This window comes from Phaeovulum sp. W22_SRMD_FR3 (assembly GCF_052113705.1).
Classification (GTDB): domain Bacteria; phylum Pseudomonadota; class Alphaproteobacteria; order Rhodobacterales; family Rhodobacteraceae; genus JBGQOG01.
Genome location: NZ_JBGQOG010000016.1, coordinates 76,026 through 92,235 on the forward strand (window position 1 = coordinate 76,026; position 16,210 = coordinate 92,235).

Annotated in this window: 15 protein-coding genes; 10 read left to right on the forward strand and 5 right to left on the reverse strand. The window is 66.5% G+C overall.

Annotated elements, in window-relative coordinates; translation table 11 throughout:
• Nucleotide 1: 1 nt before the first annotated feature.
• The 4 genes from ACEN2S_RS17480 to ACEN2S_RS17495 all read left to right on the forward strand — a co-directional run bounded on the left by ACEN2S_RS17480 (nucleotide 2) and on the right by ACEN2S_RS17495 (nucleotide 5,099).
• Entirely contained in the window at nucleotides 2–1,312 is a 1,311-nt protein-coding gene (locus tag ACEN2S_RS17480) for a TRAP transporter large permease (RefSeq protein WP_441868292.1), read from the forward strand.
• Between the two features lie 71 nt (nucleotides 1,313–1,383).
• Entirely contained in the window at nucleotides 1,384–2,130 is a 747-nt protein-coding gene (locus ACEN2S_RS17485) for a FadR/GntR family transcriptional regulator (protein ID WP_441868295.1), read from the forward strand.
• Nucleotides 2,131–2,175: 45 nt separating this feature from the next.
• Nucleotides 2,176–3,333 (forward strand): fumarylacetoacetate hydrolase family protein, encoded by a 1,158-nt coding sequence (locus ACEN2S_RS17490; protein ID WP_441868297.1) that lies wholly within the window; start codon nucleotides 2,176–2,178, stop codon nucleotides 3,331–3,333.
• Entirely contained in the window at nucleotides 3,330–5,099 is a 1,770-nt protein-coding gene (locus ACEN2S_RS17495) for an IlvD/Edd family dehydratase (protein ID WP_441868300.1), read from the forward strand. Before ACEN2S_RS17490 ends, ACEN2S_RS17495 begins: the two co-directional genes overlap by 4 nt.
• Nucleotides 5,100–5,415: 316 nt before the next feature.
• Here ACEN2S_RS17495 and ACEN2S_RS17500 read toward each other — a convergent pair whose 3' ends face one another.
• The 5 genes from ACEN2S_RS17500 to ACEN2S_RS17520 form a co-directional block, all read right to left on the reverse strand.
• Entirely contained in the window at nucleotides 5,416–6,348 is a 933-nt protein-coding gene (locus ACEN2S_RS17500) for a LysR family transcriptional regulator (protein ID WP_441868303.1), read from the reverse strand.
• Between the two features lie 9 nt (nucleotides 6,349–6,357).
• Nucleotides 6,358–7,581, reverse strand: a complete 1,224-nt coding sequence (locus tag ACEN2S_RS17505) for a saccharopine dehydrogenase C-terminal domain-containing protein (RefSeq protein WP_441868306.1) — start codon at nucleotides 7,579–7,581, stop codon at nucleotides 6,358–6,360.
• Complete coding sequence (locus ACEN2S_RS17510) at nucleotides 7,578–8,342, reverse strand: amino acid ABC transporter ATP-binding protein (protein ID WP_441868309.1); 765 nt, start codon at nucleotides 8,340–8,342, stop codon at nucleotides 7,578–7,580. Before ACEN2S_RS17510 ends, ACEN2S_RS17505 begins: the two co-directional genes overlap by 4 nt.
• Before the next feature lie 10 nt (nucleotides 8,343–8,352).
• The gene (locus ACEN2S_RS17515; protein ID WP_441868312.1) at nucleotides 8,353–9,015 is read right to left on the reverse strand and encodes an amino acid ABC transporter permease; all 663 of its coding nucleotides are present in this window, start codon (nucleotides 9,013–9,015) and stop codon (nucleotides 8,353–8,355) included.
• 133 nt (nucleotides 9,016–9,148) lie between these two features.
• Entirely contained in the window at nucleotides 9,149–9,991 is an 843-nt protein-coding gene (locus tag ACEN2S_RS17520) for a transporter substrate-binding domain-containing protein (protein ID WP_441868314.1), read from the reverse strand.
• A 304-nt stretch (nucleotides 9,992–10,295) separates the two neighbouring features.
• On the opposite strand from ACEN2S_RS17520, the gene ACEN2S_RS17525 reads away from it, so the two are divergent.
• The 6 genes from ACEN2S_RS17525 to dapA are packed head-to-tail and all read left to right on the forward strand — an operon-like array spanning nucleotide 10,296 to nucleotide 15,974.
• The gene (locus tag ACEN2S_RS17525; RefSeq protein WP_441868317.1) at nucleotides 10,296–11,453 is read left to right on the forward strand and encodes an NAD(P)/FAD-dependent oxidoreductase; all 1,158 of its coding nucleotides are present in this window, start codon (nucleotides 10,296–10,298) and stop codon (nucleotides 11,451–11,453) included.
• Complete coding sequence (locus ACEN2S_RS17530; protein ID WP_441868320.1) at nucleotides 11,450–11,722, forward strand: 2Fe-2S iron-sulfur cluster-binding protein; 273 nt, start codon at nucleotides 11,450–11,452, stop codon at nucleotides 11,720–11,722. Before ACEN2S_RS17525 ends, ACEN2S_RS17530 begins: the two co-directional genes overlap by 4 nt.
• A complete protein-coding gene (locus tag ACEN2S_RS17535; RefSeq protein ID WP_441868323.1) occupies nucleotides 11,715–13,019 on the forward strand; it encodes an FAD-dependent oxidoreductase in 1,305 nt (434 codons plus the stop codon). The genes ACEN2S_RS17530 and ACEN2S_RS17535 overlap by 8 nt, the downstream gene beginning before the upstream one ends.
• The gene (locus tag ACEN2S_RS17540; RefSeq protein WP_441868326.1) at nucleotides 13,016–14,410 is read left to right on the forward strand and encodes an aldehyde dehydrogenase family protein; all 1,395 of its coding nucleotides are present in this window, start codon (nucleotides 13,016–13,018) and stop codon (nucleotides 14,408–14,410) included. The genes ACEN2S_RS17535 and ACEN2S_RS17540 overlap by 4 nt, the downstream gene beginning before the upstream one ends.
• Nucleotides 14,410–15,078, forward strand: coding sequence for a dihydrodipicolinate reductase C-terminal domain-containing protein (locus tag ACEN2S_RS17545; protein ID WP_441868329.1), 669 nt, complete (start codon nucleotides 14,410–14,412; stop codon nucleotides 15,076–15,078). Before ACEN2S_RS17540 ends, ACEN2S_RS17545 begins: the two co-directional genes overlap by 1 nt.
• A complete protein-coding gene (gene dapA, locus ACEN2S_RS17550) occupies nucleotides 15,075–15,974 on the forward strand; it encodes a 4-hydroxy-tetrahydrodipicolinate synthase (RefSeq protein WP_441868332.1) in 900 nt (299 codons plus the stop codon). The genes ACEN2S_RS17545 and dapA overlap by 4 nt, the downstream gene beginning before the upstream one ends.
• Nucleotides 15,975–16,210 lie beyond the last annotated feature (236 nt).

Consider the following 16,210-nt stretch of genomic DNA (forward strand, 5'->3'; position numbering starts at 1 on the left):
CATGGGCCTGAGCGCAATTGGCATTGAATACGGATCTTATCTTCTTGTTGCCGCGATTTTCCTGCTGCTGCTGACCGGGCAGCCGCTCGCCTGGGTCACCGGACTCGTGGCGCTGATTTTCACCTATGGCTGGTTCGGCGGCATGGCGCTGCCGCTGGTCACCGCGCGGATCTTTGGCTTTATCACCGAATATTCGCTGGTGGCGATTCCGATGTTCATCCTGATGGCGGCGCTACTGGACCGCTCCGGCATCGCCAAATCGCTGTTCAACGGGATGCGGATTTTGGCGGGCCGCCTGCCGGGCGGGGTTGCGGTGCAGACCCTGATCGTGGCGATCCTGATGGCGGCAATGTCAGGGGTGATCGGCGGCGAGATCGTCCTGCTCGGCATTCTGGCGCTGCCGCAGATGCTGCGGCTCGGCTATGACCGCAACCTGTCGATCGGGGTGGTTTGTGCGGGCGGATCGCTCGGCACCATGATGCCGCCGTCGATTGTGCTGATCATCTACGGACTGGTGGCCAACGTCTCGATTGCCGATCTGTTCGTGGCGGCCATCACACCTGCGCTGCTCCTGTTGGGCTGCTATATCGCCTATGTGCTGTTTTTGTGCTGGCGCAACCCCAGGCTGGGGCCGCCGATGTCGAAAGAGGAGATGGCGCAGGAATCGGTTTTCAGCGCTTTGCGCTCGATGGCCGCGCCGATGTTCATCGTGCTGGTGGTGCTGGGCTCGATCTATGGCGGCATCGCCTCGATCACCGAAGCGGCGGCAATGGGCGTCTCGGCGGTGCTGATCATCTCGATTGTGCGGCGTGAGATGACCGTCAAGATGCTGCAGGACAGCCTTGTGCATACGCTGGAAACCTGCGGCATGATCATCTGGATCGGCATTGCGGCGGCGGTGCTGGTGGGGGTTTACAACCTGATGGGCGGCAACCGCTTTGTGTCGCAATCCATTCTGGCCATCGACGCCCCGCCGGTTGTGATCATCATGGTGATGATGCTGATCCTGCTGCTCTTGGGGATGTTTCTGGACTGGATCGGGATCGCGCTGCTGACGCTGCCGATCTTCGTGCCGATTGTGGTGCAGCTGGGCTATGATCCGATCTGGTTCGGCATCCTTTTCGCCGTCAACATGCAGGTCTCCTATCTCACCCCGCCTTTCGGGCCCGCGGCCTTCTATCTGAAAAGCGTCGCCCCGAAGGAGATCACGCTCAAACACATCTACACCTCGCTGCTGCCGTTCATTGCGCTGCAACTGCTCGTGCTCGCAATCATCCTTTTCTTCCCTGCCATTGCCACATGGGCGGTGTAGGGGATGGCGGTGTAGGGGATGGCGGGGACGGCAACCGACGTGCCCGGCGATTGAACAAAGGAGAGTTTGGGGTGGATGATCTGCACAGTGAAGCGGCGGGCGGTTCTGCGGTCGATCAGGTCGTGGCGCAGATCCGCGCGCTGATTGACACGGACGGGCTGGGCGTTGGTGACAAGCTGCCGACCGAGCGCGAGCTTTGCGAGCGCTTTGCCATCAGCCGCAACACGGTGCGCGAGGCGATGCGGATGCTCAAGGCCTACGGCATCGTTGACGTGCGCCCCAAGGTGGGCGCGACGATTGTGGACCACCGCATGAACCGCGCCTTTGATCTGTTTTCCTTCAACGTGGCCGAGGTCTCGCGCCAGACTTTTGACGACATTCAGGGCTTTCGCGAACTGATCGAAACCGGCACGGCGCTGCATATCTTTGCCCGTGCCACCCCTGCGGTGATCGCCAATCTGCGCGCGATCAATCAGCAGATGGTGCAGGCGCGCAGCGTCGTCGAGGCGTCTGAATTCGATCTGCAATTTCACACCGGCCTGATCGCGCTGACGGGCAACAAATCCATCCTCGACATCTACGGGATCATGAAGCCGGTCATCCTTCGGATCATGCAGCGCGGCAAGACGCGCCGCATCATCGAGGGTGAGACCTATGGCGAGCATGAGGCGATTTTGCGCGCGATCGAGGCCTCTGACAGCCTTGGCTATCAATATCTGATGCGCAGCCATCTGCGCGCGGGTCTTGCCAATTTTGCCCCCCCCGGAGCCGGGCCGGATGCAGCGAACGACCAAGCCGTGCCCCACGGCCAAGATTAGAAAAACCGACCGCTTCCGCGACGAAAGAACAAAGGATCCTTCCCCGTGAAACTGACTGCAAAAGATATTCTGCCCGACGCGCAAGGCGGCCTCCTGGTGGGGCGGGTATGGTCTGAGGCGCAAGGCGGCCCCTGCCCGGTGGTGCTGCGAGACGGCGAGGTTCTGGATCTCAGCCGCGCCAGTGCGACCATGTCGGGCCTCTTGGACCGCGATGATCTCTTGGCCGTGGTGCGCGCGGGCTGGCCTGCGTTGGGGCCGCTGGACGGGTTCCTTGATCTTGGGCAGGGCACCGGCAGGCTGGGGCGTCTGCTGGCACCCTGCGATTTGCAGGCGGTCAAGGCGGCGGGGGTGACCTTTGCAGGCTCGATGATCGAGCGGGTGATCGAAGAGCGCGCCAAGGGCGATCCGGCGCTGGCCGAGGCGATCCGGGCTGAGCTGGCCGAGCTGTTGGGCGGCAATCTGCGCGGGCTGGTGCCGGGCTCGGAAAAGGCGGCGGCGGTGAAGGCGCATCTGCAAAAGGCGGGGCTCTGGTCGCAATATCTGGAAGTGGGCATCGGGCCGGATGCCGAGATTTTCACCAAGGCGCAGCCGATGTCGGCGGTGGGCTGCGGCGCGCAGATCGGGGTACACAGCGGCTCGCATTGGAACAACCCGGAACCCGAGGTGGTGCTGGCGATCAATGCGCGCGGCAGCATTTGCGGCGCCACCCTCGGCAATGACGTGAACCTGCGCGATTTCGAGGGCCGCTCGGCGCTCCTGCTGGGCAAGGCCAAGGACAACAATGCCGCCGCCGCCCTCGGCCCCTTCATCCGCCTGTTTGACGCGGATTTCACGCTGGAGGATGTCAGCACCCTGCGCGTCGGGCTGGAGATCACCGGACAAGACGGCTTTGCCTTGGCGGATCATTCCGACATGGCGCAGATCTCGCGCCAGCCGGCCGACCTTGCCGCGCAACTGCTCAACCCGAACCACCAATATCCCGATGGGGCGATGCTCTATCTTGGCACCATGTTTGCCCCCACCAAAGACCGGGACGGCAAGGGCCTCGGCTTTACCCATAAGTCGGGCGATGTGGTGGCGGTGTCGTCGCCGCAGCTTGGCCGGTTGGTCAATGAGGTGCAGCCCTGCCACGCGGTTGCGCCCTGGACCTTCGGCACCCGCGCGCTGATGGAAAACCTTACCGCACGGGGGGCATTGGCATGACAAAACGCCGTTTGCGCAGCCAGGACTGGTTCGACAATCCCGATCATGCCGATATGACCGCGCTCTATCTTGAGCGCTTCATGAATTACGGCATCACCCCCGAAGAGCTGACCGAGGGCCGCCCGATCATCGGCATCGCGCAATCGGGCAGCGACCTCTCGCCCTGCAACCGCCATCACCTCGATCTGGCCAAACGGGTGCGCGACGGCATCCGCGATGCAGGCGGCATTCCGATTGAATTCCCCACCCATCCGATATTCGAGAACTGCCGCCGCCCGACGGCGGCGCTGGACCGCAACCTTGCCTATCTGGGGCTGGTCGAATTGCTGCACGGCTATCCCATCGACGGGGTCGTGCTGACCACCGGCTGCGACAAGACCACCCCGGCCGCGATCATGGCGGCGGCGACGGTCGATATTCCGGCGATTGTGCTCTCGGGCGGGGCGATGCTCGATTCCGTGCATGAGGGACGTTTGGCGGGCTCTGGAACCGTGATCTGGCAATCGCGCCGCCGCTATGCCGCGGGCGAGATCGACCGCGCCGAATTTCTGGAGGCCGCGCTGAATTCGGCCCCCTCCATCGGCCATTGCAACACGATGGGCACCGCCTCGACGATGAACGCCTTGGCCGAGGCGATGGGCCTGTCGCTGACCGGCTGCGCCGCGATTCCCGCCGCCTACCGCGAGCGGGGGCAGATGGCGTACCGCACCGGCAAACGCGTGGTCGATATGGTGCACGAAGACCTGCGCCCCTCGCAGATCCTGACCCGTGCCGCGATGCTGAACGCGATCCGCGTCAACGCGGCGATTGGCGGCTCGACCAATGCCCAGCCGCATCTGACGGCGATTGCGGAAACCGCAGGCATTGAGCTTGGCAAAGACGACTGGCAGCTGCACGGCTATGACATCCCGCTTTTGGCCGATGTGCAGCCGGCAGGGCGCTTTTTGTCCGAACGCTTTCACCGCGCCGGTGGCGTGCCCGCGATCATGTGGGAGTTATCAGAGGCGGGCGTCCTTGACACCAGCTGTCTGACCGTCAGCGGCCAGACACTCGGCGAGGCGCTGCAAGGCCGCGAAGCCAAGGACCGCGAGGTGATCCGCCCCTATGCCAAGCCGCTGATGGAGCGCGCGGGCTTTCGCGTGCTCAAGGGCAATCTTTTCGATTTCGCCATCATGAAAACCTGCGTGATTTCAGAGGAGTTCCGCCGCCGGTTCCTGTCAGAGCCGGGGCAGGAAAACTGTTTTGAGGGCCGCGCCGTGGTCTTTGACGGCTCGGAAGACTACCACGCCCGCATCAACGACCCCGATCTTGAGGTCGATGAACGCTCGATCCTGGTGATCCGTGGCTCTGGCCCGCTGGGATGGCCGGGGGCGGCCGAAGTGGTGAATATGCAGCCGCCTGACCGGCTGATCCGCGCAGGCATCACCAGCCTGCCCACCATCGGCGACGGGCGGCAATCGGGCACCGCCGACAGCCCCTCGATCGTGCATGCCTCGCCCGAAAGTGCGGCGGGCGGCGGGCTGGCCTGGCTGCAGAGCGGCGATGTGATCCGCATCGACCTGACCACGGGGCGCTGTGATATGCTGGTCTCAGAGGCGGAAATCGAACAGCGGCGGCAAAAGGGCCTGCCGCCTGTGCCGGAGGCGCAGACCCCCTGGCAAAAGATCTACCGTCAGGAGGCAAACCAGCTCAGCGATGGGGCAGTGCTGAAATCGGCCGAGGGGTTTCACCGCATCGGCCAGACCCTGCCACGCCACAACCACTGACCCAAGCTGCGGCGGTGGCCTGCGCCCCATAGCGGCGCGCAGGACCTGCCGCAGTCCGGTGGCCCGCGGCAAGTGCTGCGCCGCGGGTCCCCCCCTCCGACAGGATGCCCGCGCCGCACCCAAATTCATCTGGCGGACCAGCGCGGCGGCGGCCAAGGGCCGCATGTGATCAGGCCGGGCGTATCCGGTGTCAAAGGGTCGCTCTGAAAAGCCCGCGACCACGACCTTGCGCGCTAGACACCCTCTGGCGGCCCGCATGACCGGCAAAGCACCGCGCCACATCCGGCGGTGCTTTGGGCAGCATCGGCGGGCAGGCTCAGGTCCGGCTCAGATGTGCTTCGCACACCTGCCGCAGCAACAGCACATAGCGGTTGCTGCCCAGAAAGGCGGTATGCGAAAACCAAATCTTCACCGGCTCGATTTCATGCAGCACGATCTTGTCGAGCTGCGGATCCTCATCGGGCACCGCCCAGTCGGGCGTCACCCCGAAACCCAGACCCGCGCGGATCAGCTGGGTTACCGCGGTGCTGCCCGAGGCCGAGGTCGCGATGCGCGGCGCCCGTCCGGTGCGACGGGTGAGATATTCGACCGAGCGCGTGCGCAGCGCCTGCCCGGATTCGTAGCTGATGAAGGGCCGGTCGATCACCGCATCAAATCCGTCGGTGACGATATCAATGCCCCAGGCGCGCGGCCAGACCAGCACCAGCCGGTAGCTGCCGAGTTCATGCTGGGCGATGGCGGGCTGGTTGAAACTGCGCTCGCTCACCGCCGCATCCAGCGCGCCTTCGAGCATCATCGATTCCAGCAAAGTGTCGCGCTCAAAAAACGCCAGATCAATGTCCTGCGCTTCGGCGCGGAAATCCCGCAGGATCGCCGGAAAGAAATGATGGAACAGCGCCTGGGGCACCCCCACCCGCAGCACCGAACGCACATCGTGCAACAGCACCGAAATCCGCGACAGGATGGTTTCCAGCTCATCCCCCAGCGAGGCGTGCAGCGCCTTGCCCTGCGCGGTCAGCGTGACCTTGCGCGAGCCCTGCTCGGTCTCCAGAAGCCGCGCGCCATACATCTGCTCCAGCCTGCGCACATGGTTGGCGGCAGATTGATACGACAGGTTCAGCTCGCGCGCGGCGGCCGAGAAAGAGCCCGTGCGCGCGACGAGGTGAAAGGTTTGCAACAGCGCAATATCGACCTTGGGCTGGCGCCGGGTTGAGCCCACGGGGCCATCGGTAAATTCGCGTTCGGCCATGTTGTCCCCTCAGGCCGAAGCGCTGAATGCAGACGGCTCGGGCGCCAGAAAAGCAAAGGCGGGGCTGGGGCGCAAGCGCGCAAGCGGCACATCGCCCGCCATCAGCACCGGCGGCCCCTCGGGCAGGCGGCACAAATGGTCCCACATGGCGACCGTATGCGCCGCCGCCAAGGTCGCCATTGCCGAGCGCAGGGTGCCGTCCGGCCCGGGGGCGGCCCGGTGGTGCCATGTCTGCCACTGCGCCGCCGCGCCGGGGGTGGGGATGGTGCGCAGGGCAATCACCACCCGGTCGGCCTCGGTGGTCGGCAATGCGGTCATCAGCAGGCTGGAGAGCCGGTAAAGTTGCTGGCGCAACCCCAGATCATCAAGCAAAAACAACATGTAATCGAGGTGCCCCGGATAGCGGAGCGTCTTGAACCCCAGCCCTTGCAGCGTGCCCTGATGCCGCCGCGCCAGCGCATCAATGCTGCCCGCAGTCGCAAAAGCCTCCAGTTCAATGCCGCCCAGACGCAGGGTTTCCAGCCCGGTCAGCGGCGCATCCTGGCACAAAGCACCGTCGCGCAGGCCCAGAACCGGGCGGGTGTATTCGTGCAACAGGCCTTTGACACCCCAGATATTGGCATAGCCCAAACGGTTCGCGGGATGCAGCGGCAGCACGCCGACATAGGCGGTGATCTCGGCACTGGCCGGGCTTTGGGCGATTTCCCCGGCCAAAAGCGCGGTAACAAAGCCCGGTGCCAGCCCGCAGCCCGGCGCGAAACGCAGATCAGCCGGCGCGCCGATGGCGGCACTGGCCACCGCGCGCGCGCTGTCATCACTTTCCAGCAGATCGAGATAATGGCAGCCCGCCTCGGCACAAAGCGCCACAAGGTCGGGCGCGGGCAGAAAGGCATCGACCACGATCAGCGCCCCGGTCTGCGGCCGCGTCTGTGGCCGGGTCTGTGTCTGGGTCTGTGACCGTGCCTGCGGTCCCGACGGGCGTCCCGTCCCTTCCGCCGAGGGGTGTCCCGCCCCTGCCCCGGTCGCGGCGCCTGCAAGCACCTGCCGCAGGAATTCCCGCGTGCCACCGTGCGGCAGCTCGACATAGGGCAGACCGGCCGCCTGCGCCTGATCCAGCTTGGCGCTGTCGTGGTCCACCACAACCACATCGGCGCGCGGGTGCAGCAATTCGGCGATGCGCAGCGCGATCCGGCCCGCGCCAAGAATGACCACCCGGCCTCCCTGCGGTTTCATGCGTGAAACCGCGCCAAAAAGCCCTGCAGCCGCTCAGAGCGCGGCGCGCGCAGGATCTCATGTGCGGTGCCCTCATCCGCGATCAGGCCGCTTTCCATGAAAAGCACCCGGCTGGCCACATCGGCGGCAAAACCCATTTCATGGGTGACGAGCACCATCGTCATGCCCCCCTCGGCCAGACGCCGCACCACCGCCAGCACCTCGCCCACCAGCTCGGGGTCCAGCGCCGAGGTCGGCTCGTCGAACAGCATCACCTCCGGGCGCAGGGCCAGCGCGCGGGCAATCGCCACACGCTGCTTTTGCCCGCCCGAAAGATGCGCGGGATAGGCCCGCGCCTTGTCGGCCAGACCGACCTCTTCCAGCAGCTCCATCGCATGTGCCTCGGCGGCACCACGTTCTTCGCCCAGCACGGTGCGCGGGCCTTTGGTGATGTTGTCGATCACGCTCAGATGCGGGAAAAGGTTGAAATGCTGGAAGACCATCCCGACACGGCGGCGCAATTCCCCCGCCCCGATCATCGGCGCTTTCGCCCGGAATTTCGGCGAGACCACGCGGCCCTGAAAGCTGAATTCCCCCCCCGACGGCTCTTCCATCTGGTTCAGACAGCGGATCAGCGTCGATTTGCCCGAGCCGGACGGCCCGATGACGCTCAGCACCTCGCCGGTGTGCAGATCAAGGTCGATGCCTTTCAGCGCCTCAAACGTGCCGAAGTTTTTGCGCAGGCCGCGCAGGCGGATAACGGGGTCTTGGGACTGGGTCATCATGGGCTCCTCAATCGCTGCGGCGCATGCGGCGCTCGAAATGGTCGGCTACCTGCGTGAGCGGGAAGAGCATCACGAAATAGAGGACGGCGGCCATCGAATAGGCCTCAAGCGGGCGGTAGGTTTCCGAGTTCACCACCGAGGTCATATAGGTCAGCTCGGCAATCGAGATCGCATAGAGCAGCGAGGTGTTCTTCACCTGCACCACCGATTGGTTGATGAAGGCGGGCAGCATCTTCTTGATCGCCTGCGGCAAGATGATGTGGCGCATCGCCTGCACCCCCGACATGCCGACCGCCTCTGCCGCCTCGCGCTGGCCCTTGTCGATGGCCAGAATCCCGCCGCGGAAAATCTCGGCGTAGAACGAGCCGACATAAAGCGAGAGCATCAGCACCCCGGCGACGGTGTTCGAGATCGACACGCCCAGGATCATCGGCAGCGCGTAATAGGCCCAGAGGATCTGCACCAGAAGCGGCGTGCAGCGGAACAGCTCTTGATAGGAGCGCGCCAGAAGCCGCACCGGCATCCGGGGGGACAGCCGCGCGAAACAGGCGGCAAGGCCAACGACCACCCCGATCGAGATCGAGCCGAGCGTGTAGAGAAAGGTCGTCCAGATCCCCATCAGGAACAGATCAAACGACTGCAGGACCGTGTAGAAGTCCCAATGATACATAAGGTTAGTCTCCTGCCTCAGGTTCAGGTCGCCTGACCTGCGGGTTGGAAGGGGCACAGGGCCACAGAGGGGCGGCCCTGTGCGTGGCCCATGGCGCGGGCCGGGGATCGCGTTGCGGGATCAGCCGCTGGGGTCAGCCGTTGACGTCAAAGCCTTCGGGCAGATCGTCGAGGGTGATGCCGAACGGATCGAGGCCTTTCAGGATCCAGGTCTGGTTGGTGCCGACGCGGCGGTTGTAATCGGCCCAGGCCGAAACAAAGCCCTTCCAGGTCGGATCCGCATCCAGTTTCATCCCGATCACCGAGGGCGAGGAGAGCACCGGGCCCGGGATATAGACCTTGCCGAGCGCCGGGTTTTTCTTGGTCATCACCATGCCGTTCAGCACCGTGTTGATCACCGCATCGGCCTTGCCGGTGGTCAGCGCGAGGATCGCCTCATCGCGGGTCTTGAAACGCAGCACATTGGCTTTGGGCAGATATTGCTGGGTGATCAGATCCTGCGACGAGCCGAGATCGACGGCGACCGTGTATTTCGGATCGTTCAGCTCGGCCCAGGACTTGCCCTTCAGCTCTTCCTTGGGGGAAATCATCACGAAGGAATTGTAATAGGTCGGGCTGGAGAAACTGACCGAGAGCGCCCGCGTCGGCAAAGCGGTCAGCGCGAAGGCCAGATCGACCTTGCCCGATTGCACATCGAGGATCGAATTGGCCCAGCTCGACTCGACCACTTCCAGCTCCACCCCGAGCGTCGCGGCCATGTCCTTGCCCATCTCGACCACAAAGCCGCGCCATTCGCCGCTGCGGGGATCTTTCGAGAAATAGGGGTCTTCGTTCAGAATGCCCGCAATCCGCAGCGTGCCGCGTTCGCGGATCTCATCGACAACGGATTTGTCCTGCGCCTGTGCGGCACCAAGACTGGCGCTGAACGACAGCGCCGCCGCCAGCACACCACCGGCAAGGGTTTTCAAAAAGCTCATGTCACGCTCCGTGTTGAAAGTTTTTTCTGGTTCTGTCTGGACCCCGCCGGATAGCACCTCGGCATCTGCGGGATGGCCCCGCAAGCTCAGCCCGTTTCCGCCCCCCGTTCAATACAAGAACAGATGGGGGAGTTACAAAAAAATCTATATGTCAGACGCCGCACCTTGCAATCTCCGGGCCGCAGACCGGAGTTATTGCCGCGTATCTATAAGAAGTTTTGTATGTTTTCGGCGCTTCTTTATATCGCTGCCGGAACAAACCTCTCCTAGCCTGACGGGACAAGACCACAGTCAGGAGGCGCGCTTGGACAATTTGGGCCGATATGATGCCATTGTGCTGGGCGCCGGCGTTGTCGGCGCCTCCACCGCCTGGCATCTGGCACAGGCGGGCCTCTCGGTGGCGCTGGTCGATGCCGAGGGACCGGCGGCGGCGGCATCGGGCGCCTCGGATGGGGCGGTCTCGGTCGCCTCGAAAAAGCCGGGGCCGCTGGCGCGGCTGGCGACGGCATCGCTCGTCTATACCCGCGCATTGGCCGAGACCGGGCCGCTGGCGCAGGCCTATCACCCGCGCCCCAGCTATATCTTTGGCACGGGCCCGGATGAGACCGCCGCGATGGACGCGCTGATCGCCAAGCTGGACGCTTTGGGCGATGCCGTCCGCCTGCGGCGCGATGGCGGCGCCGGGGTCTTGCCCGGCACCGGCCCCGGCGTCGAGCGGCTGCTGGAGCTGACCGGCGAGGGCCATATGCCCGGCTATGCGGCGGTCGCGGGCTATCTCAGCGATCCGCGCATCGCCCGGATCTGGCCCGCGCGGGTGCTTGGCCTCGATGAAACCGACGGCAGCGTCACGGTGAACCTCGGCCATCAGCGTCTTTCGGCGCCGCGGGTGATTGCCGCGCTGGGCACCGCAACGCCCGTGCTTTTCCCCGGCCTGCCGGTGCTGCCCCGCGCGGGACAGCTCTTTGTGACCGACCGCGGCCAGCCCGGGGCATTGCCCGGCGCGCTGACCTCGGCCGCCTATCTGCTGGCCAAGACCACCAATCCCGCGGTCCTGCCGCGCCCGCCGGTGGTGATCGACCCGCTGACCACCGGGCAATATCTGGTGGGCTCGACCCGCGAAGACCATGCCGACCCGACCCGCGTTGATTTCGCGACGCTGCAACAGCTGATGATCCGCGCCGCCGAGACCTGGCCCGCCCTGCGCGCCCGCCGGGTGATCCGCGCCTTTGCCGGGGTGCGCGCCGCCGTGTCTGACAGCCTGCCGATTGTCGGCCTCGCCCCCGGATCGGCCCGCATCACGCTTGCCACCGGATTTGAGGGCGACGGCATCTGCCTCTCCGCGGTGATCGGGCGCGAGGTGGCGCGGATGGCGACGGGGATGGCCCCGGCGGCCGATCTGCTGGCCGATCTCGCCACCCTCTCGCCCGCCCGTTTCCCATCCTTGCAGGAGAGCGTCGCATGAGCGGTCCCGTGATCCACTGGAACGGCCAGCCGCTGGCCTTCGCGCCGGGCGAAAGCGTCGCCCATGCGCTGACCCGCGCGGGCATCCGCCATTTTGGCCCCGGGCCTGTCGGCGTCGCCCGCGCGGTGTTTTGCGGGATCGGCCAGTGCCAGATGTGCCTCGTGCAGATCAACGGGCGCACGGCAGAGGCCTGCCTGACGCTCTGCGCGGCCGGCATGCAGGTGACCGCTGAGAACACCCTTGCCGAAACGGAGATCCGCCATGACTGAGGGAGCGATCCTGGTGGTGGGCGCGGGCCTTGCGGGGGTTGGCGCGGCGGTTGAACTGGCCCGCGCCGGGCAAAAGGTGCTGGTCGTCGACCGCGCCCCCCGCGCCGGTGGCGCCATCCACCGCCAGCCCCTGCCCGGCCGCGCCGCCATTTCCTCTGACGCCGCGCGCTGGGATGGGCTGATGGCCGAGGCGCAGGCCCTGCCGATCGCCTGGGCGTTTGAGACCAGATTTTCGGGGCTTGATCACAACGACACCGCGCTCCTCACCGGCGCCAGAAACCAGCTTTTACGCCCCGCGGCGCTTGTGCTGGCGCTCGGCGCGCGCGAAGCCGTGCGGCCCCGCACCGGCTGGACCTTGCCGGGGGTGACCACGGCGGGCGCGGTACAGATCGAGCTGAAAACATTGGGTGTCGCGCCGCAAGGCCGGCTTGTGCTGGCGGGCAGCGGGCCGCTGCTGCTCGCGGTGGCGGCGCAGATGACGCGGCTTGGCAACCCGCCGGTGGCGGTGATCGAAAGCGGCGCGCCCTTCGCGCATCCGTGGCTCAGCCTTGGCCTGCCGCTCGGCTATCTGCGCGAGGCGGCGGGCTATCTGACCACCCTGCTGCGCGCCCGCGTGCCGATCCTGACCCGGGCCGAGGTTCTGGCAATCCGCCCCGAGGGCGCCGCCCTCAGCGTCGAGGTGGCGACGCCGAATGGCCCTCGCCGCTTCACCGTCGACCGGGTGGGCCTGCATGACGGCATCCGCAAGAACGACGCGGGCGTCACCGCAAACAGAAATATCCCGGTCCTGCCGCTCGGCGATTGTGCCGAGGTTCTGGGCGCGCGCGCCGCCCTTGCCGCAGGCCGGGCGGGCGGGAAGGCTTTGGCCCGTGTGCTGGCCGGGGGAACCGCCTGCGGCCCGGTCACCGCCCCCGCACTGGCCCGCGAACGCGCCGCGCAACAGCGGCTGGCGCGGATCTATGCCCATGACGGCATGATCCGCCTGCATGATCTGCCGGGCGACACCGTCCTGTGCCGCTGTGAAGGCCGCACGCTCGACGATCTGCGCGCCTTGGGCACCGCCCCCCGCGTGCGGGAATTGCGGCTGATGGGGCGGTTTGGCATGGGCGCCTGTCAGGGCCGCTTTTGCGGCGAATGGGTCGCCCGGATCACCGCCGCCGACCCCAATCCGCCGCCGCCGGACAGCCCCCTCGGCCAGCCCCGCTGGCCCCTCGCCCCTCTCGCCATTGCGGATCTGATCGCGGCCACGCCCGATCCGGACGCCGCCCCCCTCACTGCCAAAGGAACCCCCGCATGACCCTCGCTTCCCCGAAAATCGCCACGGCGACCACATTCGACATCCGCAATCCCTTCTCCGGCGCCCTGATCGGGCGGCTGCCCGAAACCCCGGGGCCCGAGATCGTGGCAACGGTGCTGCGCGCCCGTCAGGCGGCGGCGGCCTTCCGCGCCTCTCAGCCCTATGAACGCCGGGCGCTGCTGGATCGGCTGGCGGCACTGGTGCTGCGCGACGGCGAAAAGCTGGCGCAGTTGATCTGCGCCGAGATGGGCAAAACCATCACCGAGGCGCGCAACGAATCCCGCCGCGCCGTCAACACCCTGCGCCTCTCGGGCGAGGCCGTGGCCTTTCTGGACGGCGAAGTGCTGAATTGCGCGGTGATTGAGGGCGGTGCGAACCGCCACGCCTCGATCACCTATATGCCGACCGGCACCGTTGCGGCGATCACCCCCTTCAACTACCCGCTGAACCTGCTCTGCCACAAGCTGGGGCCCGCGATCGCGGCGGGGAATGCGGTGGTGGTGAAACCCTCGCCCAAGGCGCCTTTTGCCGCCGAGCATCTGGTGCGGCTGACCGAAGAGGCCGGTTTCCCGCGCGATCTGGTGCAGATCGTGCATGGCGGGGCGGCGGCGGCCACCGCGCTGGCCTGCGCGCCGATTGACCTCTTGTCCTTCACCGGCGGGCCGGTGGCGGGGCTGGCGCTGAAACGCGCCTCGGGCCTTGTGCGCTGCCTGATGGAACTGGGCGGCAATGACCCGCTCTTCGTGCTCGCGGATGCGGATCTTGAGGCTGCCGCCGCCACCGCCATCGGCCACCGCTATGAAATCGCGGGTCAAAGCTGCGCGGCGGTGAAAAAACTCTATGTGCACGAGGACATCCGCGACGCCTTTACCGAGATTTTGCTGAGCAAGGTGGCCGCGCACCGCTATGGCGATCCGGCGGCTGCGGCGACGCAGATGGGCCCGGTGATCGACACGGCCGCCGCGCAGGAGATCATGGACCGGCTGGCCGAGGCGCAAACATTGGGCGCGCGCCTGCTGACCGGCGGCACGCGCGAGGGCGCGCTGATCGCGCCGACGGTGATCGACAATGTCCCGCTCGATGCCAGGCTGATCGCCGAGGAGACCTTTGGTCCGGTTCTGGCCATCCGTCCCTTCCGCAGCCTCGATGCGGCGATGGCCGAGGTCAACAGCTCGGATTTCGGGCTGCAGGCGGGGATTTTCAGCAATGACCATGCCGCGATCCGCAAACTGTCGCGCGGGCTGCAGGTGGGCGGCGTGATGGTCAATGAGGGGCCGGATTTCCGCGCCGAACATGTGCCCTTCGGCGGCATCAAACGCTCGGGTCTGGGGCGCGAGGGGGTGCGGATCGCGCTGCGCGAAATGTCGGAAACCCGCGTGGTGATCGACTGATGCGGGTGATCGTGCATGGCGCGGGCGGCAAGGTGGGCGCGGCGCTTCTGGCCCAGATCGCGGAAGCCCCGGATCTGACGCTGGGCGCGGCGATCCGCGGCCGCGCCGAGCTGCCCGCCGCCCGGCTCAGCGGCGATGTGGTGGTTGATTTCTCGGCCCCCGAGGGCAGCCTGGCGCTTCTGGACCGTCTGGCGGGCAGCGACCTGCCGCTGGTGATCGGGACCACCGGCCTTGGCCCCGACCATCTGGCGCGGATCACCGCTGCGGCGGCAGAGCGCCCGATTCTGATGGCCGCGAATTTCACCCTGGGGTTTGAGCCGTTCCGGATGGCGGGCGCGGCGCTGGCGGCCGCACTGCCCGAGGCCCGGCTGATCGTGGGCGAAATCTACAGCATCGCCAAGAAACCCGCCGCCTCCGGCACCACCCAGCAATTGGTGGCCGCGCTGACCACGCCGACGCGCCGCCCCGAAACCGACATCGGCCGCGTCGGCGACACGCCGGGCGTCAACAGCATCACCCTCGATCTTGGCGTCAGCCAGATCACCCTCACCATGACTGTCCGCTCGCGTGCCGCCTATGCGGCGGGCGCGCTCTCGGCCGCGCGCTGGCTGATCGGCCAACCGCCAGGTCTTTATTCCGCAAACGATATGTTCAGGGAAAACCCATGACACGCACCACCCCTTTTGACGGTGTCTTCACCGCCCTCGTCACCCCGTTCAACGCCGATCTCAGCATCGACTGGGCCGCGTTTGACCGCCTTCTGGACCGTCAGCTGGAGGCGGGGATCACCGGCCTCGTGCCCGTGGGCACCACCGGCGAGGCGGCAACGCTGACCGAAGCCGAGGCGCTGGCAGTGATCGCGCGCACGGTGAAACGCGCGGAGGGTCAGGCCTATGTGCTGGCGGGCACCGGCTGCAATGTGACGCAGACCAGCATCGCCGCCAGCCAGCGCGCCGCCGATGCCGGGGCCGATGGCGTGCTTCTCATCACGCCCTATTACAACAAACCCTCGCAGGACGGGCTGGTCGCGCATTTTGGCGCGGTGGCCGAAGCGGTGTCCTGCGACATCATGCTCTATTCGGTGCCGGGCCGCACCGGGGTGGCGATTGCCCCCGCCACCGCCGCCACCCTGTCGGACCGCCATGCGAATATCGTGGCGATCAAGGAGGCCGGGGGCGACCCTGCCCGCGTCACGGCGCTGCGCGCGCTGGCGGGCCCGGAATTTGTCGTGCATTGCGGCGATGACGGTCTGGCGCTGCCCTTCTATGCGCTGGGGGCGCGGGGGCTGACCTCGGTGCTGTCGAACTGGCGCCCGGATCTGTGCATGGCGCTCTGGCAGGCCTGGGCGCGGGGCGATGCGTCCCGGGCGCTGGAGCTGCATGAGGCGATCGTGCCGCTGGCGGAGGCGATGTTTGTGGAATCCAGCCCGGCGCCGCTGAAACACATGCTGGCCCGCGAGGGGCTGATTTCGGAGCATCTGCGGATGCCGCTGATGCCGCTCTCGCTCTCGGGGCGGGCGGCGCTGGACCAGCTGATCGCCCCGGCGATGGCGCTGGCCAGCTGACACTCCGCTACTCAGGCCGCGGTGTTGGTTCCGGCGACGGGACTGATGCTGCTACCGGCGATGGTCCCGGCGATCAATATAGCGATGCTCCCGGCGATCGGCCTTGGGACGACCACTGTGTTTCGGCCCTTGCAGGGGCCGGACCACAGCACCGGTGCAGCCTGCCAATCGCCCGCCCGGTTCCGCTCGGTTCCGCGCGGGCGAGACCGCCCAAAAGCGGGAGGTTTTGAGCGCCA

Coding starts and splice junctions, on each gene's coding strand:
- ACEN2S_RS17480 (WP_441868292.1), top strand. CDS start 2: ATGGGCCTGAGCGCAATTGGCATTGAATACGGATCTTATCTTCTTGTT.
- ACEN2S_RS17495 (WP_441868300.1), top strand. CDS start 3,330: ATGACAAAACGCCGTTTGCGCAGCCAGGACTGGTTCGACAATCCCGAT.
- ACEN2S_RS17500 (WP_441868303.1), bottom strand. CDS start 6,348: ATGGCCGAACGCGAATTTACCGATGGCCCCGTGGGCTCAACCCGGCGC.
- ACEN2S_RS17505 (WP_441868306.1), bottom strand. CDS start 7,581: ATGAAACCGCAGGGAGGCCGGGTGGTCATTCTTGGCGCGGGCCGGATC.
- ACEN2S_RS17510 (WP_441868309.1), bottom strand. CDS start 8,342: ATGACCCAGTCCCAAGACCCCGTTATCCGCCTGCGCGGCCTGCGCAAA.
- ACEN2S_RS17515 (WP_441868312.1), bottom strand. CDS start 9,015: ATGTATCATTGGGACTTCTACACGGTCCTGCAGTCGTTTGATCTGTTC.
- ACEN2S_RS17520 (WP_441868314.1), bottom strand. CDS start 9,991: ATGAGCTTTTTGAAAACCCTTGCCGGTGGTGTGCTGGCGGCGGCGCTG.
- ACEN2S_RS17530 (WP_441868320.1), top strand. CDS start 11,450: ATGAGCGGTCCCGTGATCCACTGGAACGGCCAGCCGCTGGCCTTCGCG.
- ACEN2S_RS17535 (WP_441868323.1), top strand. CDS start 11,715: ATGACTGAGGGAGCGATCCTGGTGGTGGGCGCGGGCCTTGCGGGGGTT.
- ACEN2S_RS17540 (WP_441868326.1), top strand. CDS start 13,016: ATGACCCTCGCTTCCCCGAAAATCGCCACGGCGACCACATTCGACATC.
- ACEN2S_RS17545 (WP_441868329.1), top strand. CDS start 14,410: ATGCGGGTGATCGTGCATGGCGCGGGCGGCAAGGTGGGCGCGGCGCTT.
- dapA (WP_441868332.1), top strand. CDS start 15,075: ATGACACGCACCACCCCTTTTGACGGTGTCTTCACCGCCCTCGTCACC.